This window comes from Pseudovibrio ascidiaceicola (genome assembly GCF_900114245.1).
GTDB classification, from domain to species: Bacteria; Pseudomonadota; Alphaproteobacteria; order Rhizobiales; family Stappiaceae; genus Pseudovibrio; species Pseudovibrio ascidiaceicola.
On the sequence record NZ_FOSK01000008.1, the window covers coordinates 161,090 to 177,009 of the forward strand.

Annotated in this window: 11 protein-coding genes and 1 tRNA gene; 6 read left to right on the top strand and 6 right to left on the bottom strand. The window is 51.5% G+C overall.

What is annotated here, in order from left to right:
- Positions 1-1,449, top strand: coding sequence for a cobyric acid synthase (locus BM231_RS16220; RefSeq protein ID WP_093520964.1), 1,449 nt, complete (start codon positions 1-3; stop codon positions 1,447-1,449).
- Here the strand turns inward: BM231_RS16220 and cbiB are convergent.
- From cbiB to BM231_RS16240, 4 genes are all read right to left on the bottom strand, one after another.
- On the bottom strand, positions 1,438-2,406 hold the full coding sequence (gene cbiB, locus BM231_RS16225; RefSeq protein ID WP_093520966.1) for an adenosylcobinamide-phosphate synthase CbiB: 969 nt from the start codon (positions 2,404-2,406) through the stop codon (positions 1,438-1,440). The genes BM231_RS16220 and cbiB overlap by 12 nt on opposite strands.
- A complete protein-coding gene (gene cobD, locus BM231_RS16230) occupies positions 2,393-3,415 on the bottom strand; it encodes a threonine-phosphate decarboxylase CobD (RefSeq protein ID WP_093520968.1) in 1,023 nt (340 codons plus the stop codon). Before cobD ends, cbiB begins: the two co-directional genes overlap by 14 nt.
- 85 nt (positions 3,416-3,500) lie before the next feature.
- Positions 3,501-4,670 (bottom strand): alkane 1-monooxygenase, encoded by a 1,170-nt coding sequence (locus BM231_RS16235; RefSeq protein ID WP_093520970.1) that lies wholly within the window; start codon positions 4,668-4,670, stop codon positions 3,501-3,503.
- A gap of 114 nt (positions 4,671-4,784) precedes the next feature.
- Entirely contained in the window at positions 4,785-5,624 is an 840-nt protein-coding gene (locus BM231_RS16240) for a hypothetical protein (RefSeq protein WP_093520972.1), read from the bottom strand.
- 82 nt (positions 5,625-5,706) lie between these two features.
- Here BM231_RS16240 and BM231_RS16245 point away from each other — a divergent pair, with 82 nt between their 5' ends.
- On the top strand, positions 5,707-6,789 hold the full coding sequence (locus BM231_RS16245) for a phytanoyl-CoA dioxygenase family protein (protein WP_208860430.1): 1,083 nt from the start codon (positions 5,707-5,709) through the stop codon (positions 6,787-6,789).
- Between the two features lie 87 nt (positions 6,790-6,876).
- Here BM231_RS16245 and BM231_RS16250 read toward each other — a convergent pair.
- Positions 6,877-6,950, bottom strand: a tRNA-Cys gene (locus tag BM231_RS16250).
- A gap of 304 nt (positions 6,951-7,254) precedes the next feature.
- Here BM231_RS16250 and BM231_RS16255 point away from each other — a divergent pair.
- The 4 genes from BM231_RS16255 (at position 7,255) to BM231_RS16270 (ending at position 13,656) form a co-directional block, all read left to right on the top strand.
- Positions 7,255-7,914 (top strand): protein-L-isoaspartate O-methyltransferase family protein, encoded by a 660-nt coding sequence (locus BM231_RS16255; RefSeq protein WP_057464431.1) that lies wholly within the window; start codon positions 7,255-7,257, stop codon positions 7,912-7,914.
- 459 nt (positions 7,915-8,373) lie between these two features.
- A complete protein-coding gene (locus BM231_RS16260) occupies positions 8,374-9,741 on the top strand; it encodes a TolC family outer membrane protein (protein WP_093520976.1) in 1,368 nt (455 codons plus the stop codon).
- 221 nt (positions 9,742-9,962) lie between these two features.
- Positions 9,963-10,610, top strand: a complete 648-nt coding sequence (locus tag BM231_RS16265; RefSeq protein WP_093520978.1) for a PopZ family protein — start codon at positions 9,963-9,965, stop codon at positions 10,608-10,610.
- A gap of 208 nt (positions 10,611-10,818) precedes the next feature.
- Positions 10,819-13,656 carry a valine--tRNA ligase gene (locus tag BM231_RS16270; RefSeq protein WP_093520980.1) on the top strand — a complete coding sequence of 946 codons (2,838 nt, stop codon included), beginning with the start codon at positions 10,819-10,821 and terminating at the stop codon, positions 13,654-13,656.
- 57 nt (positions 13,657-13,713) lie between these two features.
- Here the strand turns inward: BM231_RS16270 and BM231_RS16275 are convergent, their stop codons facing one another.
- Complete coding sequence (locus BM231_RS16275) at positions 13,714-15,801, bottom strand: mechanosensitive ion channel family protein (RefSeq protein ID WP_208860431.1); 2,088 nt, start codon at positions 15,799-15,801, stop codon at positions 13,714-13,716.
- Positions 15,802-15,920 lie beyond the last annotated feature (119 nt).

A 15,920-nucleotide genomic window follows, 5' to 3' on the forward strand; every position in this document is an offset into this window, starting at 1 on the left:
ATGATACAGGGCACAGGTTCCAACGTTGGCAAGAGCGTGCTGGTCGCCGGACTGGCACGCGCTTTCACGCGCCGTGGTCTTTCCGTTCAGCCATTCAAGCCGCAGAACATGTCCAACAATGCTGCTGTTACCGCTGATGGTGGCGAGATCGGGCGAGCTCAGGCCTTGCAGGCACGCGGTGCAAAAGTTGCGTTGAGTGTGCATATGAACCCTGTTCTGTTGAAGCCTGAAAGCGATAGCGGGTCTCAGGTGATTGTGCAGGGTAAGCGGTTTGGTACGTTGCGCGGGGCGGAGTTTGGTCGGCAAAAAGGCACGCTTATCCAGTATGTTATGGAGAGTTTTGCCGAAGTTGAGTCAAATGCTGATCTGGTTCTCGTTGAGGGAGCTGGCTCGCCGGCTGAGATCAACCTGCGCTCTGGTGACATTGCCAATATGGGCTTTGCCGAGGCTGCGGATGTTCCGGTTGTGTTGTGTGGTGATATTGATCGCGGCGGTGTCATTGCCTCGCTGGTTGGTACTCATGCAGTGCTGGAGAGCGAAGAAGTCAAACGCATAAAGTCGTTTTTAATCAATAAGTTTAGGGGTGAACCCTCACTGTTTGATTCAGGTGTAACGGCTATTGAAGAAAAGACCGGTTGGCCGTGTAACGGTGTGGTGCCGTGGTTTGCGCAGGTGATGGACCTGCCTGCAGAAGACGCGCTGGACCTATCTGAGAGTACCTGTCGCGGTAAGTTGAAGGTTGTGGTTCCAGTCATCAGCCGGATTGCGAATTTTGATGATCTTGATCCGCTGCGTATGGAAGCCGATGTTTCGCTGGAGTTCGTTCTGCCAGGAGAGGTGCTGCCAGCTGATGCGGATGTGGTTTTGCTGCCGGGTACCAAGTCCACCATCGCAGATCTCGCGTTCTTCCGCGCACAAGGTTGGGACGTTGATCTGTACGGGCACGTTCGCCGAGGTGGGCAGGTGCTTGGTATTTGTGGTGGCTATCAAATGCTTGGCAAAACCATTGCTGATCCTGAAGGCGTTGAAGGCGAGACTGGCATTGTTGAAGGGCTTGGCTTGCTGGATGTTGAAACCGTGCTGACGCCTCATAAGGAAACCACTGAAAAGACTGGGCTGCATGTTCCCAGCAGTGAGAGCGTGACGGGCTATGAGATCCATGTAGGGCGAACCTCTGGCCCGGATTGTGATCGTCCATTTGTTGATCTTGGAGATCATGTCGATGGGGCGATCTCCCGAGACGGCCAGATTTCAGGATGTTACATGCATGGCATCTTTGGCTCAGATGCGTTTCGTGCGGCATTCCTAAAAGGGTTTGGAGCTGTTTCTCAATTGGGATACGAGCATCGCGTGGAACGGGCGCTGGATGCGCTGGCTGATCATCTGGAGCAGCATCTGGATTTGGACGCGCTTTGGGAAATTGCTCAGTCGCGAGTATCAGATAACTAATATTGCTGTGATCAGGAGTGCTAGGAGCGCGCTGGAAATTGCCATCAGTTTCAGTGCACCGTCAATGTCGTCTGCATCAGCGATTTTGCGTCCTTCTGCGTTCATGAAAGGATCTTCAACGCGGTACTCAGCATACTGGCGTGGGCCTGCAAGGGCTATTCCGAGTGCGCCTGCCATAGCTGCCTCGGGCCAGCCTGCATTGGGGGAGCGGTGGTTTTTTGCTTCTCTGAGGATGGTGCTGAGTGCTGTTTTATAGGCTCGGCCGGAAACGAGTGCGGCAAGTACGATCAATAGACCGGACAAGCGAGAGGCTGGTAAATTGATCAGGTCGTCAAATCGTGCGGAGGCCCAACCAAAGTCTTCATAGGCTTCGTTTTTGTGGCCAATCATGCTGTCAGCGGTGTTAACGGCTTTGTAGATGAACAGCCCAGGCAAGCCCAATATGACAAACCAGAAGATGGGTGCAACTACACCGTCTGAGAAATTCTCTGAGCACGATTCAATGGCTGCTCTACTGACGCCTGCTTCATCCAAATACTCCGGATTGCGGCCAACGATCATGGAGACTTGCTTGCGGGCCTCAGTAAGGCCGCAGTTTCTCAGGGCATCGCGTACTCTTGCGACATGCTGGTAGAGGCTTTTTTGTGCAATCAAGGTCATGCCGATCAGTGCGACCAGAATGCCACCAAATGGCAGGAAATCGAGCAGATACTGGAGTGCCAGTCCAGCAAAGCCAGTGCTGCTGATCAATAAGACAAGCGTTAGAATGCCATTGGTTTTGCGAGCTGAACGCTGGTACTCGGCTTTGTTGTAGTTGTGATCCATGTAGGAGATCAGCTTGCCAATCAAAGTGACTGGATGCGGCAGTCTGGACCACAGCCAGTTTGGGTCGCCAATGATGGCATCCAGAATAATGGCAAGTAGTACGACCCAGAGTGTGTTTTCAAAGAGCAGCATGATTTTCAACCGATCGCACTACACTTTCGAAAGTTTGCGTAAATCGCTTTCGGGCGGCTTGAGATGCAGGCAATCCAAGGCGCAACCAGGTTTTGCGGTAATCGAACACACGTGTCCAAATTTTCTCTTTCGCCAGCGCTGTATGGAGCTGGTGAGCAGAAGGGTGGTCAATCAACAGATAGAGATTGGTGTGGCCTATGACTGATATACCTCGCTCCTGAAATGTAGCCCTGAAGATGTCCATCTCCGTCTTCAAAAACGCCCGCATTTCGTCTTGCCAGTTCATATCCGACAGAGCGGCGCAGCCAATATCCAGTGCAGGGCCGGAGACCGCCCAGCTGCCCAACTGGTTCTGTAGTTTCGTTGTGATCGCTTTGGGACCAACAAGGAAGCCGAGGCGCAAGCCTGCAAGGCCGTAGAACTTGCCAAAGCTGCGCAAAACCAGAATTGGGAAGTCATCAAGATCTGGGATGATTGAGGCTTCTGGATATAAATCCATGTAAGCTTCGTCGATGATAAGATAGCCGCCGATTTCTTTTCTTTTAGCTGCCAGATCCAGCAGTTCTGTTTTTGAAAAGAGATAGCCATCCGGATTGTTTGGGTTCACGAGCAAGAGGTGATCTGTCGTGGCGGTAAAGGCTTCTTGAGCGGAAACACACTGGACGGCCGCACCTGCGGTCCTCCAGCTTTCTTCGTGGGAAGCATAAGTTGGGCTGACGATTGCGATTGAGGAGCTGGGGCTCAGTAAATGCGGTAGTGCGGTGATGATTGCCTGTGTGCCGGGTGTCGCGGTGATGCCTGAGTGCGGCGCGACTTGGTAAGCTTTTCGCGCAGCTGTAATCAGCGCGGTTTCTGCTCTTTCGCTTGGCAGCTCGGCTAGTCCGCGGAATGTGATATGTTCTGCGGCCGGGTAGGCAACAGGGTTGATGCCGGTGGAAAGGTCCATCCAGTCACAGACTTCGCCGCCAAATTCAGCAATTGCCTTTGAAAGATCGCCACCATGTTGCATTGGTCTAACCCCGCTTTAAAACTTGATCCTGTTTTAGCGGGGCGGCCCTGTGATTACCATGTAATGCAGCGGTATTCTGTGTGTTTCAACAGATGTTCGGGGCAGTATATGCGACCGGTTCATACCCTTTGACGCGATTGACCTTGTCAATGTCTCCGCCAGCCCATTCCAGCACCTTAGGGTCCATTGTTTTGAACCACAGTGAAGGGATAGCCGCCAGAGCAAAACAACCGGGATATCCGCTCGGAAGGCAGGGTAAGTCTGGGAAGTTTCGCAAGGTTTGATAAGGGCGTAGAGGATTGGCGTGATGGTCTGAATGGCGCTGCAGGTGGAACGTGCTCAGGTTTGAGAAGATGTGATTGGTGTTCCATGAATGGCGCGGCTGACAGCGCTCGTATTTACCATTCTTGTCCTTCTGGCGCAGCAGGCCATAATGCTCCACATAGTTTGCCTGCGTCAGGCCATACCATGCGACCACGCTTTGAATAGCCAGCAACAACAGAACCTTCCAGCCGAACAGAGCAGTGCAAATGGCAAATACAATCAATGTGATGGCATAGCCTTGTAAAATATCGTTCTTCACCGAGAAAGTGTTGAGGCCTTTCTTGCGCAAACGCTCTTTTTCGTTTTGCCAGCCTCTGACGAAGGCACCGGGGATTTCGCGCCAAGCGAAGGCGTAGATGCTTTCTCCCATGCGGGAGCTGGCTGGATCGTCTGGGGTCGCCACATGCACGTGATGACCGCGATTGTGCTCAATGCAAAAGTGACCGTAACCGACAACTGCGAGCGCAAATTTAGCCAGCAACTGATCTGTCTTGTTGGTTTTGTGGCCGAGTTCATGGGCAAGCATGATGGTGCCAGAGCCAAACAGGCCCTTGCCAAAGGCAAACAAAGCAATCAGCCAGAGAGGCAGGTCATAGGTGCCAACAAGCCAGACACCGGCAAAGAGGTTGATCCAGGCATATGGTACGAGCCAGCGCACGAGCCGACTGTAATAGGGGTCTTCTGCCATTTGAACCAGCACATCATCGGGCGGATTATACGGGTCTTCGCCAATCAGAGCGTCCAGGCCGGGAATGACGATGAAGAAGTAAACGAGGGGAATGAACAGAGTTGCTGTGACGTGCGTGTAGGCATAAAGCGCGACTGTGATGAGTGTGACGCTGCTGCTGGCATAAGCAATCAGCCAGTAATATCGCTTTGCGTCCCTGAACGTTTTGAAGGTGCCCGTCTCATCTTGCGTTTTGAAAACCATTGCTCCCTCCCAGATGCTTGGTTTACCTAAGGGTAATCTAGCAGCTATTTAGGTCAAGTGAAACTCTGTTGTTTCGGGGTGTTTGTTCTGCATGCAACAACAAAGGGCAGCTCATTAGGCGGGTTCTTTTTCGGTTTCGGGTGCGAGGATGCCTTCCATCGGTAAGGTCTTGACCCATGTTTTGTAGCGTTTTTCCAGCTCGTCGTAGTTCTCTTCACACCCAGTTCTGAAATCGGGGAAACTGGGACCGCGTGTCCATGCGCCTCGTTCTGATCCCTTCAGCATCCAGCCGTTGCCGGAATGAAGGAAAAGCGTTGTGCTGAGGTTGAGGGCCTTGAACAGTTTGCGCGTAACCACGCCATGCTTTTGCAGTAGAATGTCAAGCTTGATGGCTTTGATTTTCCACGGTGTCAGCTTGATGGGAGAGGGCTTGCCGGCTTCAACAACTGGAATGATTTCAGGAAGTTCCAACCGTTCGATGGGATAAAACTCTTTAAAATTTCCTGCTGGAGACGCGCGATCTGGATTGGGGAGTTTAGGCCGGTACCAGCTGACCGTGCTTGGGCTTTTGGAGGTTTCGCTCTCAACCTCGATGATCTGTAGAGACAGGATGTTGCAAACCGGTTGAAAATCGAGATTGGAGCCCTTTGGGATCAGGATTGCTCGGCAATCTGGTCCCGGTTTGTCACTCTGATAGGCGGTTTCTGCTGATTGAGAGATGACTTTTGCATTGAGGCGCAACTTGGCCTCGATGCCAACCTGAAAGCCATCTTTTGTTCTGACAAGCAGAATATCCCAGTTGCCCCACTCAGGATAAGCGACCCACTCTTTTGGAAGCTTATTGATGAAATGAGTGCACATGTGGCTTTCGGAGGCAAACTCTGCTTTGCGGCGTCTCTTCTTACGGCGTGTAGGAGGTGAGCGTTTGGTCGGTTGATCAAGTGTATCGCTCATGGAAAGTTGCCCTTTAAATCCTCAGTGCTGCAATAGCCTGCCCAATGAGTTTAATTGGCAAATGACTACAGGAATACGTAGAGTGTCTGTTACTGCACAGGTTCTGGCGATTTTTGCCAGAAGAGTAGGGGCTGGTGTGTTGCGAATTTTTAAAAGCCCTATTTGGGCTCTTGATGCCTTGATGGGGCAAAAGTCATTTAAGAAGAATCCGATTATTGGAAGTCGTTGGTTAAATGAGCGTGGGTTTTATCTGAAGCGTGTGGCGTGGGCCGAGAAGATGGCTGATCTGCGTCGTCGTCAGATGGTTCACTTTCTGCCAGATGAAGATAAAGCGTTTTTTCATCGCAATGGATATGTGGTGAAAGAGAATTTTCTCTCCAAGGACGTTTTTGCGCAAATTCAGGATGAGATTGCAACGAAATCGTTTGCAGCAAGCGAAATGCGGCAAGGGAAAACGGTGACACGTTTCATCGGTTTGCCACCTTCAGTGCTGAAAGACTTGCCCGGCCTGAGCAGGGCGGTGCATGATCCGTTTTTGCAAAATGCCATGCGCTATGTGGGGTCATACAATGCGGATCCCATTATGTTTTTGCATGCTGTTTTGTGGGATTTGGACAAGAAGAAGAAAGACCCGCAGACTGATTTTCACATCGATACGTTCCATGCCACATCTAAAGCTTGGCTGTTTTTGCGTGATGTGGATGTTGCCGATGGGCCTTTTCATTATGTGCCGGGGTCTCATCGTTATACACCGGAACGGACTGCCTGGGAGTTTGAGCAGAGTTTGAATGCAGTTCAACATCCCGATGGTATGCATGCAGCGGGCTCATTTCGTGCAAGCGAGGATGATATCTTAAAGTTGGGGTATGGTGAGCCTATCAGTTTTGATGTGCCTGCAAACTCACTGGTGATTGCTGATACGCATGGGTTCCATCGCCGTGGGATTGCAACGCGTCCGGGTGTTCGTATTGGACTGTTCGCAGATTTGCGCCGTTCGCCTTACTTTCCGTGGTCTGGGTTAGACCTGCGCTCGTTGCCGGGCGTGAAGGGGCGGCAGTCAGAGATTTATACTGGCTATCTGAATTTCAGGAGTAAGCTGACAGGCAAACCGAGCCATCATCGGGAGGTTGGCCGCGTAAAAGTAGACGCGCCTCCGGTGTTGTAAAAGGTGAGGCATGACTGATCGCAAGACGCAATTCTTCTGCGCCTGAGATAGGCAATAACTAATAATATCAATGGGGGAGAAGAAAAATGGAGGCCTCTGCCGGAATCGAACCGGCGTACACGGATTTGCAATCCGCTGCGTCACCACTCCGCCAAGAGGCCCCGCTGTGGTGTGAGGGGCTTTTCTGATATTTGGGGCGGATAGTCAAGCGGGCAAATTCACTTTCCACGATCACTCTTGTGTAAAACACCGAAATCTATGGGGTTTACCTAAGTGAGTACGTTTCTGGGGGGGGAGCCCCATCTTGTCTCGAGCTTGGTGAAAAAGCTCATATTTGTACCGCAAAGTTCAAAAATAGAAAAACAACAGAGGGTACTGTTTATTTTTACGGATCTGGCAGCTTGTGTTTGTGGTGCATGAGCGATATTTCTCAGCCAAAGAATCTTGCGAGACAGTGAGGACAGGATGGTCAACTTCGCGGAACAAAGAACACTGATGGTCGACAATCAGCTGCGGACCAATGATATTACAGACCTGCGCATTATTGGTGCTATGGGCAAGGTGCCTCGCGAAAAGTTCGTTCCGGAAAACCTGCAGGAGCTGGCCTATATTGATGAAGATGTAGCCGTTGATGAAAAAGGCGAGCGTAAAATGCTCAAGCCGCACATCTTCGGCCGTCTTGTTCAGCTGGCTGATATCACTGCCAAGGATGTCGTTCTGGTGGTTGGTGCTGCCTCTGGTTATGGCGTGGCGATCGTTTCCTATCTTGCTGAGGCTGTTGTTGGTCTGGAAGTTGATGTGGCGCTGTCCGAGGCGGCTTCAGCGAATCTTGAACAGCTGGGCATTGAAAATGCTGCTGTGATCGATGGCGATCTGGCCAAGGGTTATGCGGCTGACGCGCCTTATGATGTTATTCTGGTGAACGGTTCCGTTGAAGAGCTGCCAGAAGCGTTGACCGCTCAGCTAAAAGACGAAGGTCGTCTTGTTGTGGTTGAGGGGGAGAGCAATGCAGGTGTTGCGCGGCTTTACACCAAGTCCGGCGGTAATGTGAGTTCTGTGTTTGCGTTTAATGCGCATGCATGTGCGCTTCCAGGATTTGAAAAACCGGAAGTCTTTGAATTCTAAGAGCTTGCAACGCAGGCGTTGAGCCGTGAGGCGAGGGGAAACCTTCGCCTTTTTTTGTTTTTCTGTGAAGTGTTGTGATGAACTTCTATTTTCGTGATGTGAATTACAGTTTTGTCTCAATGCTGGTTTAAAGCACTTCAAACTCTGGTGGGGTAAAATGAGAACTGGTTGCTGCTGCTGTCTTTTCTATCAATAATGTAGAGATATCCACGTTTCAATCATTGGGTGAAAAAACGGTAGTAAAAACTTAATGGTTCTATTAGTGTGCCTCCGGGGAATGATATTCTGTGATTGGTCTAGGTAATTGTATCGATAAGATGTTGCCTGTTCGTCGCAGTATTTATTTTTTTCCAAAATCGGCTTGATCGCCGGTTTCGGAAAACGCCGAATAAGATATACATTTCGGCGAGTGTGTTGGGTTTGCGGTTCGTAAGATTGACCCTGTTTGAGGCATATAAAGTGGTTTCTCGGAAAACGTTAGCGGGTGCAGTTGCAGTAGTCGGCTTGCTTGTAAGTGCTCAAGGCGCGAATGCTCTTTCAATTAAAGAGGCATTGGCTGCTACCTATCAAAATAACCCGACATTGAACGCATCACGCGCGCAGCTTCGTGCGACGGATGAAGGTGTGCCACAGGCTTTGGCTGGATGGCGCCCAAGCATTATTGGTAGTGGTAACTATGGCTATCAGTGGCAGGAAGCCAGTGGGACTAACCGAAACCGCAATGAGTATACAGCTTCCTTGCAGGTTACTCAGCCGCTGTTTCGTGGCTTCCGGACTGTAAACTCTACCCGTCAGGCTGAAGCTATTGTTCGTTCTCAGCGTGAAGATTTGCGGACAGCAGAACAGACTGCGCTTTTCCAGGCTGCGACGGCTTATATGGACGTCATTCGCGATACCGCGCTGGTGTCTTTGCGTCGGAGTGACTTGAAGTTCCAGGAAGAGCAGGTTCGTGCCTCCAAAGATCGCTTCAATGTGGGCGAAGGGACGCGGACGGATGTTTCTCAGGCTGAATCAGGTCGTGCACGTGCGCAGTCCACACTGAACACCGCGCTGGCAAATCTGAATACAAGTCGTGCGATTTTCCGTCAGGTGATTGGCATTGATCCAAAAAACCTGAGCGCTCGCACCAATGTAACAAGCTTGCTGCCAAAGACAGTTTCTTCCGCGATCTCTATTGGTCAGGAAGAGCATCCTGCTATTCAATCTTCTCAGTTCCTGGTTGATGCCGCTCAGTTCGCAGTGAAAACTGCCGAGGGTGTTTTGCTTCCGACTGCTGATGTTCAGGGAACGTTGTCTTATAGCGACAACAACCTTCCTGGCGTTTCCGGAAAGCCGACTAGAACTGCTTCAATCTTTGGTCGTGTGACTGTTCCTATCTACCAGAATGGTAGCGAATACTCTGTTGTTCGCCAGTCTAAAGAAGACCTGGGCCGTACCGAAATTCTGGTTGATGTGTCCCGTGATAGCATTCGTGCGCAGGCGATCTCCTCCTGGGGACAGCTGAATGCATCGATCGCTTCCATCACGGCGGCCGAAGCGCAGGTTGCGGCAGCGCGCCTTGCTTTGGAAGGTGTGATTGAAGAGCAGCGTGTTGGTCAGCGGACCACGCTTGATGTTCTGGATACACAGAGTGATCTGGTGGATGCGCGCGTAACATTGGTGACTGCGCAGCGTGACCGTGTGGTTGCTGCTTATGCGGTTCTTTCCTCTGTTGGTCGTCTGGATTATGATAATCTGGCATTGACCGGTGCACGTTATGACCCAACTGAACACTACCGTCTGGTACGTGATAAGTGGATTGGTCTGCGGACCCCGGATGGGCGTTAAGCTCCTCTGATATAATGAAATTTTGGAGAAGGGAGCCTCACGGGCTCCCTTTTTTGTTGCCGCATTTTCAAAATTGCTAGTTTTCCTTGTGGGAATTGGCATTTTGCAGAATATGCGGGTGTCAGGCGGGGCCGCTTTTCTCTTATATTTAAGTAAGTATTTATTAATGAACTGAGTCGGAAAGCCGGCGGATTAGACGCGATTAGAAGTGGAGCACATACATGGGAGCTGTCTCACAGGGTAACGAGCCTTCCATGGAGGATATCCTGAGCTCGATCCGCAAGATTATTTCGGATGACGAAGCGAGTGGCGCAGAACAGATGACAGATGCTGCATTGAGTGACGCGGACGCAGGTCGCGAATTATCACAGGACGATCTAGATAAACTCTTTGATGATGCGCCAGCGGAAATGGAATCTGCTCCAGCACCTGAGCCTGAAGTGGTGAAGGACGCGGAGCCAGACGTTCTGGAGCTGACGCAAAAAGAGCAGATCGACGAGCAATCCTCCTCATTGAAAATTATCGAAGGCCTTGCTGAGGAAGACAAGGAAGAGGATGGAGACATCGCTTTTCTTGATCAGCCAGGTCCTGAAGCGTTTGGGCTGAGCAGCATGGGGCAAGATGATATTCTTGAGCCTTCTGCTGCAAAAAGCCCGGCGGAAACACTTATCTCAAGCGCGACGGATGAAGTTGTGTCCAGCGCCTTTAATGGTCTTGCCAACACGGTGCTGTCCAAGAACGCCCGTACGCTGGAAGACCTTGTGGCTGAGATGCTGCGCCCAATGCTGAAAGGCTGGCTCGACCAGCATCTGCCAAGTGTGGTGGAGCGGCTTGTGCGCCAAGAGATCGATCGCATCTCACGCAAATAATCCTTTGGATGTGAGGGGAGAAGCGCTCCCCTTCACACATCCGCTCTCTGCTACTCTTTCTAAGAAAACCGTGTCAAAACTGATCTGTGGTGTGGGCTGTTTGGGTATTTGTCGCTCAAATCTGCTCTGTAACCGCATGAAAGGTTGACTTAGGCGAGTGCATCCGATTTACACCAGACAAACTCCATAAGTGGAAGAGCTTTTAGGTATGCTGGATAAAACATATGAGGCGGCCTCTGTTGAGCCGCGGATTTACGACGCTTGGGAACAGGCAGGGGCCTTTAAGGCAGGGGCGGGCGCAGAAGATGGAGCTGCGACCTACTCAATCGTGATTCCGCCGCCGAATGTGACAGGCTCTCTACATATGGGCCACGCACTCAACAACACTCTGCAGGACATTATGGTTCGTTACCAGCGTATGCGCGGTCGCGACGTTCTGTGGCAGCCGGGTATGGACCACGCAGGTATTGCGACACAGATGGTCGTTGAACGCCAGATGGCTGCTGACGGCGGCAATATCACGCGTCGCGACCTTGGCCGTGAAGCGTTTATTGAGCGCGTCTGGAAATGGAAAGATGAGTCCGGCGGGATGATCTTTAACCAGCTTAAGCGCCTTGGTGCGTCTTGTGACTGGTCCCGTGAGCGTTTCACCATGGACGAAGGCTTGTCCAAAGCCGTTCTGGAAGTGTTTGTTTCTCTTTACAAAGAAGACCTGATTTACAAGGACAAGCGCCTTGTGAACTGGGACCCTAAACTTCTGACTGCGATTTCCGATCTGGAAGTTGAACAGAAGGAGATGCAGGGCAACATGTGGCACTTCCGCTATCCGTTGGCGGATGGCGCGACGTATCAGCATCCTGTTGCGTTTGATGAAGACGGTAAGGCGACCGAGTTTGAGACGCGTGATTACATTGTGATTGCGACCACTCGCCCGGAAACCATGCTGGGTGATACTGCTGTTATCGTCCACCCTGATGATGAGCGCTTTAAAGAGCTGCAGGGCAAAGACATTATCCTTCCGCTGGTTGGTCGCCGTATTCCGATCATCGCGGATGACTATGTTGATCTTGAAACCGGTACGGGCGCAATGAAAGTGACGCCTGCGCACGATTTCAATGACTTTGACATTGGTAAGCGTCATTCCTTGCGTCAGATTTCCATCATGGACCGTGAAGCCAATATTGTTCTGCGTGAAGCAGAAGGCTTTATGGACGGATTGGAGCTGACTGATGAGCTCAACAAGACACTGGAAACACTTGAAGGTGTTGAGCGCTTTGCTGCTCGTAAGCTGATTGTTTCCATGCTGGATGAAAAAGGTCTGCTGGATGAGGTCGTTGATCACCTGAACATGGTTCCGCATGGTGACCGTGGCGGCGTGCCAATTGAGCCTATGCTGACTGATCAGTGGTATGTTGATGCCAAGACCATGGCTCAGCCTGCTATTGCCTCCGTTCGTGAAGGCCGTACCAAGTTTGTACCTGCTAACTGGGACAAGACCTATTACGAGTGGATGGATAATATCCAGCCATGGTGTATTTCCCGTCAGTTGTGGTGGGGACACCGTATACCTGCGTGGTATGGCCCGGAAGGCAAGTTCTTCGTTGAAAAGAGCGAAGAAGAAGCACTGGCTGTGGCTGCGGAGTTTTATGGCAAGCCTGTAAAGCTTATGGAACAGAACGACGCTATAGCTGCGCATGATGCTGGTGAAGCCGACTTTGTTGCCATGTACCGTGATGAAGATGTTCTGGACACCTGGTTCTCTTCTGCGTTGTGGCCGTTCTCGACTATGGGCTGGCCGGATAAAACAGCTGAGCTTGCACGCTATTACCCAACGTCTGTTCTTGTTACCGGCTTTGACATCATCTTCTTCTGGGTTGCCCGCATGATGATGATGGGCAAGCACTACATGAAGACTGAGCCTTTCGACACGGTTTACATCCACGCCCTCGTTCGTGACGAGAATGGCGCGAAGATGTCCAAGTCCAAGGGCAACGTGATTGATCCGCTGGCGCTGATCGAAGAGTACAGTGCAGATGCTCTGCGCTTCACTCTGGCAGCCATGGCTGCACAGGGCCGTGATATCAAGCTGGCGACCTCTCGTGTTGCTGGTTATCGTAACTTCACCACCAAGCTCTGGAACGTTTGCCGCTTTGCTGAGATGAACGAGTGTCATGCTGTAGACGGCTTTGACCCTGCGCTTGTTAAGCAGACCGTGAACCGCTGGATCGTGACTGAAACAAGCCGCGCTATTCGCGAAGTTTCTGAGGCGATTGATACGTACCGCTTCAACGATGCAGCTGGTGGTGCATACCGCTTTGTGTGGAACACATTCTGTGACTGGTACGTTGAGCTGACCAAGCCGATCTTCTACAGCGATGATGAAGCGGCTAAGGAAGAAGTTCGTGCCACAACAGCCTGGGCTCGTGATGAGATCCTGAAGCTTCTGCACCCATTCATGCCTTTCATTACGGAAGAGCTTTGGATGCGTACGGTTGAAGATGGCGAGAACAAGCGTGAGAAGCTTCTGGCGCTTTCTGCTTGGCCAACTTCCATTGGTGAAGATGGAGAGGCTGCTGCTGAGATCAACTGGCTGATCGACATGATCGTCCAGATCCGCTCTGTTCGTTCTGAAATGAACGTTCCGGCTGGAGCGAAGGTTCCTGTTGTTCTGTGTGATGCTTCTGAGCAGACCAAGGCCCGTCTTGGTATCCACGAAGCAGCGATCATGAAGAACGCACGCGCTGAGACCGTGACAACTGCTGATGAGATCCCGCAGGGTTCTGCTCAGATTGTTGTTGGTGAAGCGACCGTTTGTCTGCCGCTTGCTGGTGTTATTGATCTGGATGCGGAAAAGGCCCGTCTTGGCAAGTCTTTGGACAAGATCGTTGGTGAACTGACCAAGATTTCCAAGAAGCTGGAAAATGAGCGCTTCCTTGCAAAAGCTCCGGAAGAAGTTGTTGCTGCTGAAAAAGAGAAAGTGGCTGAACTTGCTGAGCGTAAGGAAAAGATGGAAGCCGCTCTGGAGCGCCTTGCTGCCCTGGGCTAAAGCTCTTACATCCTTTGAAATCTACAAAACGCGGCTCCTCGAGGCCGCGTTTTTTTGTTAGGCCTTCCTCTTTTTTTCCTTTGGAGTTTTGGTTTTGGGCTTAGACCCCGCTTGCGGGCTGGATTCTTGCTTCGGCTTCACCACAGGGGAGCTTGGTGTTTCTGGCGGTTGGAGGGCGCTGTTTTCGCCGTAGTTGGTGACGAAGGGGTGGGCGACTTCGATGTTTTGGTCTGAAATGAGTTTCAGGGTGCGGATGATGATGCTCTCCTGAATGGCGAGATACTCATCACGAGTTGCGGCCTGAACGCTGTCTTCGATCTGGATTACAATGCCGTTCTCATCAATGTTCTCGAGTCTCACCTTTGCTGCATCTGGTTGGGACAGCGGATGTTTGGCCAGCATTCGTTTGATCTTGGTGATGAGCTTTTCCAGTTGCTCTGCGCTGGTGTCGTACTTCAATGCAAATCTCAGAACGACGCGGAAGTGATCTTTCAGCGTGTAGTTCATGAAGTTCATCTTGGCGAGGTCGGCGTTAGGAATAGTGACCAGTGTTCTGTCCGTGGTTCTAATCCGAGTTGAGCGCATACCGATGGATTCCACGTGTCCGCGCACCTTGTTGAACTCGCAATAATCTCCGACACGGACAATGCCGTCCGCATAGAGGATCAGTCCGCCGAGAAGGTTTTCGAGCGTGGGTTGAGCGGCCAGCGCGATCGCGAGACCGCCAACACTGATACCTGCGATGATGCCGTAGAGCGGGATATTCAGGCGGGTTGCGCCGTAAGTGAGCAAGATGAGGGCGCACAGGATGGCGAAGAACTGTGTTGCTGTGCGGATGATGCTGCGGTCGATGGAGGCTACGCCTCGGTTCTTGAGCAGCACCAGCTCGCTCAGGAGGCGCAGGACCTTGTAAATGATGACGGCGCCGCCAATCCAGACGAGCGTTTCGATGGTCAGGTCATAGACTTGCAGAACCGGGCCACCGATATTGATTTGATAGTCAGCCAAATAACGCAGGAAAATGAGAGAGCCGACAATGACGCCGGAAGTGATGATGCTGAGCACTTGCCGCCGAACCGGCTTTTTGCGATCTGGTAGGCGCCGCATGATGGTGATGAAGAAGAAAAGAATGACTGCGGCAATTGCTGTGATCAGGATCAGCGCGAACCATTGCCAGACGGCTTGTCCATAATACAGCTCCAATAGCCATGGAGGCTGGCTTTCAATCAGTGAGAACCAGGCTGGCGGAAGCAGGTGCCCAGGACTGCTGGCAAAGAAGTGATACAGGTCTTGCGGAATGGGAGAGCGGGACGGGAGCGCTTTGACTTCCTCATAAAACTCTGGAATCCGGTCCACTGTTTGTGCAGAGAAAACATACTCCCCTTGCTGCGGTCCTTCAGTCATCTTGGTGATGACGATTTGAGTGAATGGGATCGTCCAAGAGTTTTCTAAATCGGCCTGATTGAAGTCGTAAGTGCCTGCGGTCGTTCCGGGTATATCCGGGAAAGGCGGAAGTGGGATGCGGTCCAGTATCTCTTTGAGCTGCAGGACTAGCTCAAGTGATGTTTGCTGGCGTGTTGCGCTGGGGAGCCCGGAAAGATCAAAGCAGCCTCTGGCGCGTTCCAGAAGAATTTCGGCGAGATGGATCTTGTTTTGTATGTGCTCATGGTTCTTGCTCATGCCGAGCGTTTCCATAGAGAACGCCCCCATGCCGGTGTTCTCTTCATAAGCTTCCTGAATGAGGTGGTTTGTTTCCTCCATGATGTCGAGGAAGCTGTCCAGTGTTGCTCTTGGGGAGCTGGTGTCGGCAGGTGCGAGAGGGAACATCCCGATGATATCTTTTGCGCGGAACTCCATCAGCGGCATTGCTGGCATGCGTAGAGTCTCCGGCATGCCGTTCTCATCAGATGGCATTTCTGGCTTCTCGGAGGGAGCTTTCAGGATCTCTTTTTGCTGCTGTTTTATGTACTTTTGGTAGAGCGACTGGGCCGGTGCATGGCTGGGAAGTGCCACAAACAAAAGAACGCACAAAATCGCATAAATAACGCGCGCAACGCACAAATAACGCAAATCAACGCAAAGCACACTGGCGGCGCGGTATGTCCGTTGTTGTTGGGTTATCGGTTGCGGTTGCTCTGGTTGCATCTAGGTCTCGGTTGATGTCAGTTTCCTGTTCTATGAAACCAGCCACTCAAGACCATTTGGACAATCCACGCCCTGTTATTTAAGTAAAATTTGCCGGTGGGTTATCGTGGCTTTCGCGC

Bases quoted from the DNA above. Each gene is read 5' to 3' on its own strand.
- BM231_RS16220 (WP_093520964.1), top strand. From the start codon at position 1: ATGATACAGGGCACAGGTTCCAACGTTGGCAAGAGCGTGCTGGTCGCC.
- cbiB (WP_093520966.1), bottom strand. From the start codon at position 2,406: ATGCTGCTCTTTGAAAACACACTCTGGGTCGTACTACTTGCCATTATT.
- cobD (WP_093520968.1), bottom strand. From the start codon at position 3,415: ATGCAACATGGTGGCGATCTTTCAAAGGCAATTGCTGAATTTGGCGGC.
- BM231_RS16235 (WP_093520970.1), bottom strand. From the start codon at position 4,670: ATGGTTTTCAAAACGCAAGATGAGACGGGCACCTTCAAAACGTTCAGG.
- BM231_RS16240 (WP_093520972.1), bottom strand. From the start codon at position 5,624: ATGAGCGATACACTTGATCAACCGACCAAACGCTCACCTCCTACACGC.
- BM231_RS16255 (WP_057464431.1), top strand. From the start codon at position 7,255: ATGGTCAACTTCGCGGAACAAAGAACACTGATGGTCGACAATCAGCTG.
- BM231_RS16265 (WP_093520978.1), top strand. From the start codon at position 9,963: ATGGGAGCTGTCTCACAGGGTAACGAGCCTTCCATGGAGGATATCCTG.
- BM231_RS16270 (WP_093520980.1), top strand. From the start codon at position 10,819: ATGCTGGATAAAACATATGAGGCGGCCTCTGTTGAGCCGCGGATTTAC.
- BM231_RS16275 (WP_208860431.1), bottom strand. From the start codon at position 15,801: ATGCAACCAGAGCAACCGCAACCGATAACCCAACAACAACGGACATAC.